Raw genomic sequence first — 14,452 nt, forward strand, 5'->3', positions numbered from 1 at the left:
TGTCAGGCCCCCTTTGAACCCGTCAGCGACGAGAGCCTGAAGAGCGGCCGGTTGCGAATCCGCAGCCAAAAGATGAATGCGACGAGCGCCCCCACGACGAGGTGCAGCCCGACGAGTCCCACGCCGAACGACAGCTTGCCTTGCTCGATCCACGACTGCACGACGTTCAGCAGGTTCGAATACGTGAGATAGATGAGCACGGCCATCACGAGATTGATCGTGCGGCTGCGGCGCGGGTTTTGATACGAAAGCGGAATGGCGAGCAGCATCAGATTGATGGCGATGATCGGCAAGCCCGCGCGCCACGCGAACTCCGCGAGATTTTCCTTGGTCGGATCCGCGAGCAGATCGGGCGTGTAGATGCCCGTGGTCGTCGGCGTGTTGACGACCTGGCGGCTCATTATCTTCACACCATAGCGCTCGAATTCCATGATCCGGAAGTTCGGCTGGCCGGGCTCGCCGTCGTAGCGGCGGCCGTTGTCGAGCACGATGAAGCGGTCGCCGTCGGGACGCGTTTCGGTGTGCCCGTTCTTCGAAACGATCACGTTGACCTTGCCGCCTTCCGTGCTCGTGACGAACACGTTCTCGACGTGCCCCTGATCCTGCGACATCTTCTCGATGAAGAACACGCGATGGCTCGCCGGCGATTCGCGGAACTGGCCCGGCGCGAGCAGCGACACTTCATCGCGCTGCTGAAAGCGCTGCTTGATGAGCTTGCTCTGCTGATTCGACCACGGCCAGCCGACGAAAGCGAAGAACATGATGAGGATGATGATCGGCGTCGAGAACACGGCGATCGGCTTGATGAGCTGCGTCTGACTCACGCCCGACGCGAGCCACACGACCATTTCCGAGTCGCGATACCAGCGCGTGAGCACGAAGAGGATGGAGACGAACAGCGTCACGATCAGCATGACCGCGAGATAGCCGATGACGGTAAGCCCGATCAGCACGACGACGTCTTTCGGGTCGATCTGACCTTGCGCCGCGAAGCCGACGATGCGGATCATCATCGTCGTGAGCATGATCGTGAGCAGGACCATGAACACGGCGCCGGCCGTATACGCGAGTTCGCGCTGCAGGGAGCGTTCGAAGATCATTGAATTTTGCGATTTGCCGGCGGGGATGCGGAATCATGCACGCATCTTGTGGCGAAGGGGAAGGGCATCGTGCTCATCCTCGCTTTGCGCCTGTGACCGCCGCGGAAAAAATAGCGGATAATTGCGGCTTTCATCCTTCAGCCTAGATTTTATCCGAGGATAAGCGCGATGGACTTTAGCATAAAAGCCTGTGATTGGAGCAAAGGCGAGGCAAATGGTTTCCTTACCGGAAAGTCGGATGTCATCGTGCTCGGCATCTTTGAAGCGCAGACGCTCACGGGCGCCGCGCGCGACATGGACGTCGCCACCAAGGGCCTCATTTCGCGCGTCGTGAAAGCCGGCGACATGAGCGGCCGCGCCGGCACGACGCTGCTCGTGCCCGAAGTGACCGGCATCGGCGCATCGCGCGTGCTGCTCGTCGGGCTCGGCAAGCAGGACGCCTTCAATCAGAAAGCCTATGGCGAAGCCGTGCGCGCCGCGTGGCGCGTGCTGCTCGGCTCGAAGATCGGCCAGGCGACCTTCACGCTCGCTCAACTGCCGGTCCAGGAGCGCGACGGCGTGTGGGCCGTGCGCGCCGCGATCCTCGCGCTGCGCGAGCTGACCTACAAATTCACGCAGATGAAGAGCAAGCCCGACAACGGCGCGCGCTCGCTCAGGAAGATCGTGTTCAGCATCGATTCCGCGGACGAGAAAGCCGCCAGGGTCGCGGTGAAGCAGGGCGTCGCGATCGCGAACGGCATGGATCTCACGCGCGATCTCGGCAATCTGCCGCCGAACGTCTGCACGCCGACCTATCTCGGCCAGACCGCGAAGAAGCTTGGCCGCGACTTCAAGCTGAAGGTCGAGGTGCTCGGCCAGAAGCAGATCGAGGCGCTCGGCATGGGCTCGTTCCTGTCGGTGGCGAAGGGTTCGGTCGAGCCGCCGCAGTTCATCGTCATGCATTACCAGGGCGCGGGCGTCGAAGCGAGCAAGACGAAGGGCAAGAACGCGCCGATCGTGCTGGTCGGCAAGGGCATCACGTTCGACTCGGGCGGCATCTCGATCAAGCCGGGCGAGGCGATGGACGAGATGAAATACGACATGTGCGGCGCGGGTTCCGTGTTCGGCACGATGCGCGCGGTCGCCGAAATGGGCCTGAAGCTCAACGTGATCGGCGTGATCCCGACTTGCGAGAACATGCCCGCGGGCAACGCGGTGAAGCCGGGCGACATCATCACGGCGATGAACGGCACGACCATCGAAGTGCTCAACACCGACGCCGAAGGCCGCCTGATCCTGTGCGACGCCTTGACCTACGCGGAGCGCTTCAAGCCCGCCGCCGTGGTCGATATCGCGACGCTCACGGGCGCGTGCATCATCGCGCTCGGGCATCACAACACCGGTCTCTTCTCGAAGGACGACGCGCTCGCGGGCGAGTTGCTCGACGCATCGCGCGAAGCGTCCGATCCGGCATGGCGCCTGCCGCTCGACGACGAGTATCAGGACCAGCTCAAGTCGAATTTCGCGGATGTCGCGAATATCGGCGGACGTCCGGCCGGCAGCGTGACGGCGGCGTGCTTCCTGTCGCGCTTCGCGACGGCGTATCCGTGGGCGCACCTCGATATCGCCGGAACCGCGTGGAAGAGCGGCGCGGCGAAGGGCGCGACGGGCCGTCCCGTGCCGCTGCTTTCGCAGTTCCTGATCGATCGCGCGGGCGCATGACACGCATCGACTTCCATACGAATGTCGGCGATCCGCTCGCCTACGCCTGCCGCCTCGCGCGCAAGGTGTATGCGAGCGGCAAGCCGCTCGTCGTGCTCGCCGAACCGCAGCGTCTCGCCGCGTTCGACGAGCAGTTGTGGACCTTCCAGCCGCTCGAATTCGTGCCGCACTGCATGGCGAAGAGCGCGCTCGCGCTGGACACGCCTGTCGTGCTCACGTCGAATCTGGATGAAGCGCCGCATCATCAGGTGCTGGTGAATCTCGGCGCGCCGGTGTCCGCGCAGTTCGCGCGCTTCGAGCGGCTCGTCGAGATCGTCGGCAGCGAGGGGGACGAACTCGCCGCGGGCCGCGAGCGTTATCGCTTCTATCGCGATCGCGGCTATGCGATCGAGACGCACAATCAGGGCGGTTGAGCGAACAGAAAGCGCGCGTTGCGTGCGCTACCTGGCAGTGACAAAGGAGACCACCCGAGATGACCGACAAGCCCGAATCCTTCGATTCCTCCATTCCGACGCTGACCGATGTCGTCGTGCCCGGCAAGCCGGAATACGCGCGCGCGCCGTCGATCAACGCCGCGATCGAATACGACGCGGACCAGATCGCCGAGCGGCTGCGCGGCCGCTTCACGAACTTCCTGACAGGCGATGCGCGCGCGCTCATCGAAGAACGCTGCCGCGAAGTGCTGCGCGAACATTCGACGCAACTCGTGTCGGCGATCACGCGCGAAGTCGCGATGGCGCTCGAAGGCCGGATGAGCGAATGGGTGCGCGATGCAGTCGAGGAAGAGTTGCGCCGTCAGCGCGGCGAATGAGTTCTATCGCGGCGACGGTATCTCCGCCCGGCACGCGATAACCTGATCCCGGCGACACCCTGTTTCTCCAGTCGAACGCGCGCGTTCGATTGTTGCGCTATTTCTTTTGGCGAACTGATCATGTTCGCCTGCCACGCATATCGTTACAAAGAGGATGACGCCGGAATTCGACGGGCGTTTACCTATACTGCCAATGCTTCGACCAGATACAGCGATGAGCGCGTGACTCGCAGTCGTGATGCACGCCTTGGGACGTCGGTGGAACGGAGTCGTCCAGCGCATGAGCAAACAACGATATCGCGGGCGGGACCGGCCATTCTTTACTGAACGGCGTCCTCATTCCGCCGCCGTGCTCCTTCTTTTCGCGATGTCGGCGCACGCCGTCACGACACTCGGGCCAAGCTCGGCCACGCAGACGGTTTCCACCGACACGTCCTACCTGATCAACCCCGGCACCGCGATCACGACCTCATCGGGCAACGCCATCAACGTCGAGGGCATTGCGCCCGTAACCATGTCGAACGCGGGTTCGATCATCAGTTCTACGGACAACATCGCGGCGGCAGTTGTGTTCGACGTGCCCGGATCGCTCGTCAATCAGGTGTCCGGCGCGGCGCTGGGCCATACGCACGGCATCCTCTTCAACAACAACGGTGCAGCCAACAATATCGTCAATCGCGGCGATGTCAGCGCGCGTATCAGCCATGCAATTACCTACTTGGGCGCGGCGAGCGGGACCGTCGACAACTTCGGAACGCTCAACGCCAACTCGGCGGTGACGGCCAGCACGGACGGCATTCTCCTCGGATCGACGGGCAACGTGACCGTGAACAATCACGCCGGGGCGGTCATCCGCTCGGGTATGGGCGATCAGGATAACGGCAGCGGGATCCTCGTGAGTGCCGGAACGGCGGTGATCCACAATGACGGACTCATCGATGCCTATCACGAAGGCATTCTCGGCAGAAGCGGCCTTCCCATGGAGGTACGCAATGGCGCCACGGGCGTGATCCGCAGCACGATCGGGGCGGGCGTGCGGCTCCAAAGCGGGAGCACGCTCGATAACGCCGGCGTCATTGCCAGCGGGTCGGAAACGGCCATTCTGCTATTCGGCCCGAACAACGTCGTGACGCTCGGCGCGGGTTCGCGGCTGATAAGCGGCAATGGCAACGCCATCACCAGCCAGAGCACAGACAATTCGATCATCCTGACGGGCACCAACACGGAGTCGGGGAACTTCTTCGCAAGTCCCGAACATGGCTTCGTCCGGCTGAACCCCCGCGCGGGCAGCGACTGGACGCTCAACGGCACGGTGCTGATGGGCGGGACATCCTCAGCGGCGCTCGATGTCGAAGGCGCGCTGACGCTCGGCGGCGCGGTCATTCAGAACGGCGGCGGCACGACGGTAAGGTCTTCGGGCTCGCTCACGCTCGGCACGGGCGGCGCGGCCGGCATCGTGACGGGCAATGTCGTCAATGACGGCCTGCTTCGGTTCAATCGCAGCGACGCCTTTTCGTTCGACGGCGCGATAACGGGAACGGGCACGCTCGTGCAGGCGGGCAGCGGCACCGCCGCGCTGACAGCAGCGGGATCGTCGCAAGGCGCGGTAAACGTGCAAGCGGGCACGCTCGCGCTGAATCAGGCGGGCGCGTTCAATGCGGGCAGCTATGCGACGCAGCCGGGCACGACGACCGCCATCGCCGCGGATTCGACGCTGAACGTCGCGACGAACTTCAGCCAGGCGCCGGGCGCAGCGCTGACGATCGCCATCGGACAGGCCCAGCCGATCATCACGGCGGCGAGCGCGAGTCTCGGCGGCGCGCTGAACGTGAGCGGCTTCGGCGCGAGCGCGCCGGATTCCGCGAGCGCGCTCACGAGCACGCGCTTTGACATCATCCATACGAGCGGCGGTATCGCAGGCGATTTCGCGAGCGTCGGGTTCGGCGGCACGGCGAGTCCCGTCGATTATCTGACGCTCGCCGGCGCGAAGACCAACAACGGGCTCGACTACGAAGTCGGCTTCGGCCTGCGCTGGCTCGCAGGCGCGGCACAGGGCGACGGCGCGTTCACGCTCGCAGGCGCGGCGGATACCTTCAATGCCGATGTCGCGCTCAACGACCAGACTGGCCGGTTCGCGAGCGGCTGGGACGGCCGGACGTTGACGAAGAAGGGCGCGGGCACGTTGATCCTGTCGGCGGCGAACGGCTATACCGGCGCGACGCTGATCGATGCCGGCACGCTCGCCGCGGGCGCGCGCGACGTGATCGCGGGAAGTTCGCAGCTCGCGGTGGCGGCGGGCGCGACCTTCGATCTGCGCGGCTTCGATCAGCACGTCAGCGATCTCGCCGGCGCGGGCAATGTGACGCTCGCCGGCGGTGCGCTGAGCGTGAACAGCGCGGCCGATTCGACGTTCAGCGGCACGATCGGCGGCGCAGGCAGTTTGACGAAGAGCGGCGCGGCCACGCTGACGCTGAGCGGCGACAACACGTTCACCGGCACGACGACGATTGCTTCGGGCGCGCTGCGGCTCGGCGCGGGCGGGACGACGGGCAGCGTCGCCGGGAACGTCGTCGATGACGGCGCGCTCGTCTTCGACCGCGCCGACAACGTGATCTTCCGCAACACGATCAGCGGCACGGGCGATGTCGTTCAGCAAGGCAGCGGCGTCGTCACGTTGACCAACGCGCAAACCTACAGCGGCGCCACGCGCGTCGATGCCGGCGCGCTGGTGTTGACCGACGGCGCGCGGCTCGCGAATACGTCTCAGGTAAGCGTGGCTCCGAGCGCGACCTTCGGCGGCTATGGCTCGGTGGGCGGCGCGGTGCTCAACAACGGCGTGCTGGCCATAGCCGATGCCGCGCCGGGTTTCGCGGGCGGTCCGGCGGGACAATTCCTCATCGGCGGCGCGCTCACGAACAACGGCGAGATTCGCATGGCGAGCGCCGCGCCCGCGAGCACGCTGACCGTCGCGGGCGATTACACCGGCAACAACGGCCGGATGGCGCTCTCCACGGTGCTCGCGGGCGACGGATCGGCGACCGACAGACTTGTCGTACACGGCGGCACGGCGGGGCAGACGCGGGTCGCAATCGCAAATGCGGGCGGCGCGGGCGCGCAAACGGCGAACGGCATCGAGATCGTCCAGGTGGACGGGCAATCGAACGGCGTGTTCACGCTTGACGGCCGCGTGGTCGCGGGTCAGTACGAATACAGTCTGCGGCAAGGCGGCCTGGCGACGCCGGGCGATGGCGACTGGTATCTGCGTTCGGCGCCGACGCCGCGCCCGGAGCCGGGCGCTTACCTCGGCAATCAGCGCTCGGCCGAAACGATGTTCACGATGACACTGCACGATCGCGCAGGCTTCGCCGATTCCTACGCCGCGCTACCGCCGGACGCCGATAACGCGACGGCCTGGGCGCGCACGAGAGGCGCGCATACCGACAGCGACGCGGCCAGCGGGTGTATCGGCGAATCGACGGACACCGCGCTCGTGCAGGCGGGCATCGACCTGCTGCATCGGGTGTCGGACGGGCATCGCTGGCAGGCGGGCGTGATGGCGGGCTACGGCTCGTCCACCACCGATGCGACCGCGCAGAACAGTTCCGCGACCGCGCGCGGCAACGTCAACGGGGCGAGCGCGGGCGTCTACGCGACGTGGCGCGGCAATGCCTGGTCAGCCGATGGCCCGTACGTCGACACCTGGCTGCAGTACGCCCATTTCGACAACACCGTGAAGGGCGCGGATCTGCCGGGCGAGAATTATTCGAGCAGCGTGTGGGCGGGATCGCTCGAAGGCGGCTGGGCCTTCGCGCTCGGGCAGACATCGACGGGACCGGTGCTCGTCGAGCCGCAGCTTCAGTTGATCTACACGAACTATCACGCCGGCGATCACGTCGAGAACAACGGAACGGTGATTCACAGCGACGATGGCGGCGGATTCACGACGCGCGTCGGTGTGCGGATCTTTCACGCGCCAGGCTCGGCGGCGTCGCCCGGATGGCTGCCGTTCGCGGAAATCAACTGGTGGCACGACACGCAGCTTTCCTCGGTTTCGTTCAACGACGTGCGCGTGTCGCAGGACGGCCCGAGAAATCGCATGGAGTTCAAGCTCGGCGCGCAAGGCCAGATCGCGAAACAGTGGCGCGTGTGGGGCAATCTCGGCTATCAGCAAGGCGACGGCGGTTATCGGAGCTACGAAGGGCTGCTCGGCGCGCGCTACATCTGGTGACGCGCGCGCCGGTTGCGCGTCAACCCGTCACCGCGCCCTTGTTCGCCGGCCCCGCGAGCGCCGCGAATTTCGCCAGCACGCCGCGCGTGTACTTCGGCGCGGGCTGCTTCCACGCGGCGCGGCGGCGCGCGAGTTCGGCGTCATCCACGTTCAGTTGCAGAAGCAGCTTGTGCGCGTCGATGGTGATCGAATCGCCTTCCTGCACGAGCGCGATGGTGCCGCCCGCGAACGCTTCCGGCGCGACGTGGCCGACCACCATGCCCCAGGTGCCGCCCGAGAAACGCCCGTCGGTGATGAAGCCGACGGATTCGCCCAGCCCCTTGCCGATGATCGCCGATGTCGGCGCGAGCATCTCCGGCATGCCCGGACCGCCGACCGGCCCCAGATAGCGCAGCACGAGAATGTCGCCAGCTTTGATCTTGTCGCTGAGAATGGCGTCCATCGCGCTTTGCTCGTCGTCGAACACGCGCGCAGGACCCGTGATGACCGGATTCTTCAGGCCCGTGATCTTCGCGACCGCGCCGTCTTCCGCGAGATTCCCGCGCAGGATCGCGAGATGCCCTTCCTTGTAAAGCGCCTGCTCGATCGGGAAGATGACCTTTTGATCCGCGCGCGGCTTGCTCGGCACGTCCTTCAGTTCTTCGGCCATCGTGCGGCCGGTGATCGTGATGCAGTCGCCGTGCAAGAGACCCGCGTCGAGCAGGATCTTCAGCACTTGCGGAATGCCGCCGGCTTTGTGCAAGTCTGTCGCGACATATTGACCGGAAGGCTTCAGATCGCAGATGACCGGCACTTTCTTGCGCATGCGCTCGAAGTCGTCGATGCTCCATTCCACGTCCGCCGCGTGCGCGATGGCGAGATAGTGCAGCACGGCGTTCGTCGAGCCGCCCGTCGCCATGATGAGCGCCACCGCGTTCTCGATCGACTTCTTCGTGATGATGTCGCGCGGCTTCAGATCCCTCTTCACCGCTTCGACGAGTACGCGCGCCGATTCGGCCGCGGAATCGACCTTTTCCTGATCCGGATTCGCCATCGTCGACGAATACATCAGCGACATGCCGAGCGCCTCGAACGACGAGCTCATCGTGTTCGCCGTGTACATGCCGCCGCACGAGCCGGTCGACGGGCACGCGTTCTTCTCGACGCCCTTGAAATCCTCCTCCGACATGCGCCCCGCGGTGAACTCGCCGACCGCCTCGAAAGACGACACGATCGTCAGATCCTTGCCCTTCCAGTTGCCGGGGCGAATCGTGCCGCCATACACATAGATCGACGGCACGTTCATGCGCGCCATGCCGATCATGCCGCCCGGCATGTTCTTGTCGCAGCCGCCGATCACGACGACGCCGTCCATCCACTGGCCTTGCACGGCGGTCTCGACGCAGTCCGCGATTACCTCGCGCGACACGAGCGAGTACTTCATGCCTTCGGTGCCCATCGACATGCCGTCGGAGATCGTCGGCGTGCCGAAAATCTGCGGATTCGCATCGGATTTCCTGATCGATTCGACGGCGGCGTCCGCGAGGCGCTGCAAGCCCGCGTTGCACGGCGTGATCGTCGAGTGGCCATTGGCGACGCCGATCATCGGCTTGTCGAAGTCCTCCTCCTTGTAGCCGAGGGCGTAATACATCGAGCGATTGGGCGAGCGCGCGACGCCCTGAGTAATGTGCTTCGAGCGGCGATTGAAGGCCATGGTGTGCTCCTGAGGGGATGTTCTTGATTTGATGCAGCAAGAATGCAACCGCGCTATGTGTCTGTCCAATATATTATTCAGGGCTTACTAGGTCGCAAAACATATCAATGGAACTACGGCTCCTGCGTTATTTCGTGACGGTCGCCGAAGAGATGCACTTCGGCCGTGCCGCCGCGCGCCTCGCGATGACGCAGCCGCCGCTCTCGCAGGCGATCCGCGCGCTGGAAGAATCGCTCGGCGTCGCGCTTTTCGTGCGCACGAAACGGACCGTGGAGCTGACGCCCGTCGGCAAGGATCTGTTGCCGGAAGTGCGCCGCCTGCTCGCATCCGCCGATGCACTGCGTCCGCTCGCGCAATCGCTCGCGCGCGGCGAGGCGGGCGTGCTGTCGCTCGCGTTCGTCTCCACCGCCGATTACGGGCTTCTGCCGGCGCTGCTGCGCGATTTCGGTGCGCGTCATCCCGGCGTGCGTCTGCAACTGACCGAAGCGACGAGCGACGTGCAGATCGACGAACTCGTCGCCGGGCGCGTCGATGCGGGCCTCGTCATTCCGCCGCTGCCGCCGCGTTACGCGTCGTCGCTCGAGTATGTGCCGATCGCGCGCGAGCCGCTGATGATCGCGATGTCCGAGAAGCAGGCGCAAGAGCTGAATTCGAGCGAAGACGAACCCGTCGACCTGCACGATCTCGCCGCCGCGCCGCTCGTCGTCTTTCCGAGGCGTCTCGCGCCCGGCTTGCACGACATCATCATGGGCTGCTATGGCGCGGCCGGGCTCACGCCGCGTATCGGCCAGGAGGCGATCCAGATGCAGACCATCGTGAGCCTCGTGTCCGCCGGCATGGGCGTCGCGCTCGTGCCGCAATCGCTGCGTCATCTAAGGCGCACGGGCGTCGTGTATCGTCCGCTTCTCGATCCCGGTCCTTTCGTGGAAACGGGGCTGGTATGGCGGATCGCGGAAGTGAGTCCGGTGCTCGCCGGGTTCATCGAAATCGTCCGTTCGAGGGCCGAAAGCGCCGGTTCTGTATGATTCGCCCCTGTAGCCCGCTTAAAGATTCCCACATCAGAATGCTCATACATCCCAATTTCGATCCCATCGCGATTCATCTCGGACCGCTCGCCGTGCGCTGGTACGGCCTCATGTACCTGGTGGCGTTCGTGTCGGCCATCGTCATCGGCCGGTTGCGGCTGCGGCTGCCTTATGTCGCCGCGCAAGGCTGGACCGTGAAGGACATCGACGACATGCTGTTCTACGGCGTGCTCGGCACGATTCTGGGCGGGCGCATTGGCTACGTGCTGTTTTACAAGGCCAGTTATTACGCCGCGCATCCGCTCGATATCTTCAAGGTATGGGAAGGCGGGATGTCGTTTCACGGCGGCTTTCTCGGCGTGACGCTCGCGATGGTGCTGTTCGCGTATCACCGCAAGCGCACGTGGCTGCAGGTGACGGATTTCGTCGCGCCGATGGTGCCGCTCGGTCTCGCGGCGGGGCGACTCGGCAATTTCATCAACGGCGAGCTGTGGGGCCGCGTGACGGACCCGAACGCGCCGTGGGCGATGCTCTTCCAGAACTCGACGAACGACGACGCCGTGTGGCTCTCGAAGAATCCGCAGCTCGACGCGCAGTATCACCTCACGGAAATTTTTCAGCGTTACCACATGCTGCCGCGTCATCCGTCGCAGTTGTACGAAATCGCGCTGGAAGGGCTCGTGCTGTTCATCGTGATCTGGACGTTCTCGCGCAAGCAGCGTCCGGTCGGCGCGATTTCGGCGCTGTTCCTGATCGGTTATGGACTCGCGCGCTTCACCGTGGAATTCGCGCGTGAGCCGGACGATTATCTCGGCTTGCTCGCGCTCAATCTCTCGATGGGCCAATGGCTTTCGCTGCCGATGATCGTCGCCGGCGTGGTAATGATGGTGTGGGCCTACAAGCGCAATCTGCGCCTGCCGCCCGAATCCGCAAAGGCTTGAGGAAAGAGCGGGGCGGTCGAACGCCGCCCCGCGTGAACAGCGTGAGCGACGTTTAGCGTCCCATTTGTACGGAGCCGGAAACGTCGACTGTCACCGTGGTCGTGCCGGCTTCCATCGCGATCGGGGCCATCTTCGCATCGGCGCTCATCGCGCGCGATTGCATCATCATGACGGGACGCGGCTGCGCGCCGCTCCGTCCGACATTCACTTCCCGAATCGTGAAATTGCTGTAGCCGAAGCCTTGCGCGGCGCTTTGCGCCTGCTTGCGGAACGAATCGATGGCTTGCGAGACGAGCTTTTGCTCGGCCGCGCGCTGCGCTTCGGGCGACAGCGAGAACGCGACGCTACCCACTTGCATCGACGAACTCATCTTGCCCGCGAGCTTCGATGCCGCCGCGAAGTCATGCGATTCGAGCACGACTTCCGTGCGCCCGCGCCACGCGGAAATCTTGCCGTCGCGATCCGTCGACGGATAGACGGTGAACGAGCCGCTCTTCGCGGTCACGCCGTCGACACCTTTGGCTTCGCGTAACGCGGCCTCGGCGCGCTGATTGAGCGTGCTGGTGAGCGACGACGGATCGGCCGCTTCCTGTTCGTAGAAGAGCGTGATGTTGACGACATCCTGCGGCACTTGCGCGCTCGCTTGTGCGGAGAGCGAGAGCACGCCCGAGGGCTGTGGCTGCGTTATCACCGTCTGCGCAGCGGCGGTTTGAGACAACGTAAGCGCGGCACCGGACATCGCGAGCAGGGCGAAGGCGGCGGCGGTTTTCTTATTGAGCATCGAAGGACTCCGTGACATCGCGTACGTGCGACGGGATTTAGTCGCATTCGTGAAGTCGTAAGTTCCTTGTTAGACGAGGTGCTCGGTAATAAATCGCCATTGCGCTTCGGTCACGGGCGTGATCGAGAGCCGGTTGCCGCGCGCGAGCACTTGCATGTCGGCAAGCTCTGGATGTTCGCGCAACGCGGCGAGCGATATGAGCGGCGTCTTCTTCACGAACTTCACGTCGACGAGCATCCAGCGCGGCGTTTCCTGCGTCGATTTCGGATCGTAGTAATCGCTCTTCGGATCGAATTGCGTGGGATCCGGATACGCCGTCGAGCACACTTTCGCGATGCCCGCGATGCCCGGCTCCGGGCAGCTCGAATGATAGAAGAGCACGCCGTCGCCGATCTGCATCTGATCGCGCATGAAGTTGCGCGCCTGATAGTTGCGTACGCCCGTCCACGGCAAGGTTTTTTTCGGCGCGTGCGCGAGATGATCGATGCTCGCTTCGTCCGGTTCGGACTTCATCAGCCAGTAGCGCATGGTCGTGTGCATGAATCGAAGAGCGAACGGCAGGGACAAACGAAAACGGCATCGGAAAAACCGATGCCGTTTCTTGAATGAGGTCCCCGCCACAGCCGCTAGGCCGGCATCCTGAACCTGGGTTCAAGATTGGTCGCGGTAAGCAACACTTCGGGTACATCGGACTAGCGACGCGCGCGCCCGTGCTGCAAGGTTCCGCAACCGTGCCAATGTAGCATTGGTTCAAGGAATATATGACCTTGGCGTACCAGGCAGGGAAACGTCACTCTACACCAATCGTTTGCCTTCTGCAGCCTCTTCACGCTACTTCGGCAGTTTCTTTTTTCGATTGACATTGCGCGCTGATTGACTCGACGCGCATCTGCCTTATTGCGCTTCGTGTTGCGCAATGACCGCGCCCAATTGCTCGTTCATCGAGTGCATCGTGCGGCGGATTTCTTCGGCGGGGAAGGCCTCGCCGTGACGCACGCTGTCCTGCAGCTTAAGCAATTCCGACGCCAGCGAAAGCGCCGCCATCACCGCGATGCGATCCGTGCCGCGCACGCTGCTTGCATTGCGCACTTTGTTCATTTCGGCGTCGACGCGCGCGACGGCTTCACGCAATGCGCCTTCGGTTTCCGGCGAGCACGCGAGACGATACGGCTGCCCGAGAATGGATACTTCGATCTGCGTGGTCGTCATGCCTTCTCTCCCTGATGATGCTCGCCGTGCAATTCCGTTTCATGTGCTTCCTGGGAATCGGCTTCGAGGAGATCGAGTTGATTGTCGGACTCGGCATGTTGCGCGGACTTGCCGCGCGGCAGCTTTTCGAGAATCGCGTTCAGGCGGATTTGCGCGTCGTCGATTTTCGCGGACAGCGAATCGCGTTCGGACTGCAGCGTATCGCGCTCTTCGCGCACTTGCGCGAGCTCGGCCTGCACGTTCGCATAGTCGGCGCGCAGCTGTTCGAGTTGTTCCTGCAGCGCTTGATGCGCCTGCTTGTGGCGCTCGCTGATCTGGATCAGCCGGCCGATGTTTCCTGACAGTGATTCGAGTTCGTTGAGCATGTGCTGCGTCCTCTAAAGACCTCGCATTTTAGCGCGGTTCAACGGAGCTTCCGATAAATGTCTCGTTTCGAGACGTAACAACACGCGATCTAGCGCTTAATCCTTCGAATCAAGCGCATGTCGCGATGCATTCGTGTGCAGAAAACGCGAGCGCCCCGCAACGCTCGTGATGACAGGCCGGCCGCTTCTCTTTCGCTTCTCGTTCGATTCGTCATGCGCCGCGCCAGTCTGCCCGCGCGGTTTTCTTGACGGCCCCGAACCGCGCTCCTACACTTGCCGCACTTTTGGTGCTCGCATCCGCGGATCTCGTGGATGCAGTCAAACGGGAAACAGGGAGCGAAGTCGCCGCAATCGACGACGAGCCAACCTGTGCTGCCCCCGCAACGGTAAGCGACCGCAACGCAAGTTGCAAGTCGTCTCATGCGCGTTTTTGCCGCGCGAGCGTGTCGAAATTCGTCGCACGCGCGCGACTGCAAGAAACGTGTCGATGCCACTGCGCGCCATGCGCGGGAAGGCGAGACGATTGATCGCCAGCCCGGATACCGGCCGGAGTCCGACGCATCGGCGCGCATGGCGCGGTGCGTTCGTCGCGCATCGT

At 64.0% G+C, this 14,452-nt stretch carries 12 protein-coding genes, 1 other RNA gene and 1 riboswitch; of the genes, 6 read left to right on the forward strand and 7 right to left on the reverse strand.

The window, feature by feature from the left end; all coding sequences use genetic code 11:
- Positions 1–2: 2 nt before the first annotated feature.
- The gene (gene lptF / locus LDZ23_RS02865) at positions 3–1,100 is read right to left on the reverse strand and encodes an LPS export ABC transporter permease LptF (RefSeq protein WP_008351116.1); all 1,098 of its coding nucleotides are present in this window, start codon (positions 1,098–1,100) and stop codon (positions 3–5) included.
- Positions 1,101–1,268: 168 nt separating this feature from the next.
- On the opposite strand from lptF, the gene LDZ23_RS02870 reads away from it, so the two are divergent.
- The 4 genes from LDZ23_RS02870 (at position 1,269) to LDZ23_RS02885 (ending at position 7,840) form a co-directional block, all read left to right on the forward strand.
- Positions 1,269–2,801: a leucyl aminopeptidase gene (locus LDZ23_RS02870; protein ID WP_034472942.1), complete on the forward strand. Its 1,533-nt coding sequence runs from the start codon at positions 1,269–1,271 to the stop codon at positions 2,799–2,801.
- Positions 2,798–3,214 carry a DNA polymerase III subunit chi gene (locus tag LDZ23_RS02875; protein WP_008351114.1) on the forward strand — a complete coding sequence of 139 codons (417 nt, stop codon included), beginning with the start codon at positions 2,798–2,800 and terminating at the stop codon, positions 3,212–3,214. Before LDZ23_RS02870 ends, LDZ23_RS02875 begins: the two co-directional genes overlap by 4 nt.
- Before the next feature lie 59 nt (positions 3,215–3,273).
- On the forward strand, positions 3,274–3,612 hold the full coding sequence (locus tag LDZ23_RS02880) for a DUF2486 family protein (RefSeq protein ID WP_008351113.1): 339 nt from the start codon (positions 3,274–3,276) through the stop codon (positions 3,610–3,612).
- A 280-nt stretch (positions 3,613–3,892) separates the two neighbouring features.
- A complete protein-coding gene (locus LDZ23_RS02885) occupies positions 3,893–7,840 on the forward strand; it encodes an autotransporter outer membrane beta-barrel domain-containing protein (protein ID WP_244807759.1) in 3,948 nt (1,315 codons plus the stop codon).
- 19 nt (positions 7,841–7,859) lie between these two features.
- Here LDZ23_RS02885 and ilvD read toward each other — a convergent pair whose 3' ends face one another.
- Complete coding sequence (gene ilvD, locus LDZ23_RS02890; protein WP_008351111.1) at positions 7,860–9,533, reverse strand: dihydroxy-acid dehydratase; 1,674 nt, start codon at positions 9,531–9,533, stop codon at positions 7,860–7,862.
- Positions 9,534–9,640: 107 nt separating this feature from the next.
- Here ilvD and LDZ23_RS02895 point away from each other — a divergent pair, with 107 nt between their 5' ends.
- Together LDZ23_RS02895 and lgt are read left to right on the forward strand one after the other, a co-directional pair.
- Positions 9,641–10,558 (forward strand): LysR family transcriptional regulator, encoded by a 918-nt coding sequence (locus LDZ23_RS02895; RefSeq protein ID WP_244807760.1) that lies wholly within the window; start codon positions 9,641–9,643, stop codon positions 10,556–10,558.
- A gap of 38 nt (positions 10,559–10,596) precedes the next feature.
- Positions 10,597–11,499 carry a prolipoprotein diacylglyceryl transferase gene (lgt, locus tag LDZ23_RS02900; RefSeq protein ID WP_008351107.1) on the forward strand — a complete coding sequence of 301 codons (903 nt, stop codon included), beginning with the start codon at positions 10,597–10,599 and terminating at the stop codon, positions 11,497–11,499.
- A gap of 52 nt (positions 11,500–11,551) precedes the next feature.
- On the opposite strand, the gene LDZ23_RS02905 is transcribed toward lgt, so the two are convergent.
- The 5 genes from LDZ23_RS02905 to LDZ23_RS02925 all read right to left on the reverse strand — a co-directional run bounded on the left by LDZ23_RS02905 (position 11,552) and on the right by LDZ23_RS02925 (position 13,854).
- Positions 11,552–12,280 carry an SIMPL domain-containing protein gene (locus tag LDZ23_RS02905; RefSeq protein WP_008351105.1) on the reverse strand — a complete coding sequence of 243 codons (729 nt, stop codon included), beginning with the start codon at positions 12,278–12,280 and terminating at the stop codon, positions 11,552–11,554.
- Between the two features lie 69 nt (positions 12,281–12,349).
- A complete protein-coding gene (locus LDZ23_RS02910) occupies positions 12,350–12,808 on the reverse strand; it encodes an EVE domain-containing protein (RefSeq protein ID WP_008351103.1) in 459 nt (152 codons plus the stop codon).
- Positions 12,809–12,887: 79 nt separating this feature from the next.
- Positions 12,888–13,069, reverse strand: a non-coding RNA gene (gene ssrS / locus LDZ23_RS02915) — 6S RNA.
- A gap of 105 nt (positions 13,070–13,174) precedes the next feature.
- Positions 13,175–13,489, reverse strand: a complete 315-nt coding sequence (locus LDZ23_RS02920; protein WP_008351102.1) for a cell division protein ZapA — start codon at positions 13,487–13,489, stop codon at positions 13,175–13,177.
- Positions 13,486–13,854, reverse strand: coding sequence for an ATPase (locus LDZ23_RS02925; protein ID WP_244807761.1), 369 nt, complete (start codon positions 13,852–13,854; stop codon positions 13,486–13,488). Before LDZ23_RS02925 ends, LDZ23_RS02920 begins: the two co-directional genes overlap by 4 nt.
- 267 nt (positions 13,855–14,121) lie before the next feature.
- A riboswitch (cobalamin riboswitch) is annotated at positions 14,122–14,419 on the forward strand.
- Positions 14,420–14,452 lie beyond the last annotated feature (33 nt).

This window comes from Caballeronia zhejiangensis, assembly GCF_022879815.1.
Taxonomy (GTDB): domain Bacteria; phylum Pseudomonadota; class Gammaproteobacteria; order Burkholderiales; family Burkholderiaceae; genus Caballeronia; species Caballeronia zhejiangensis.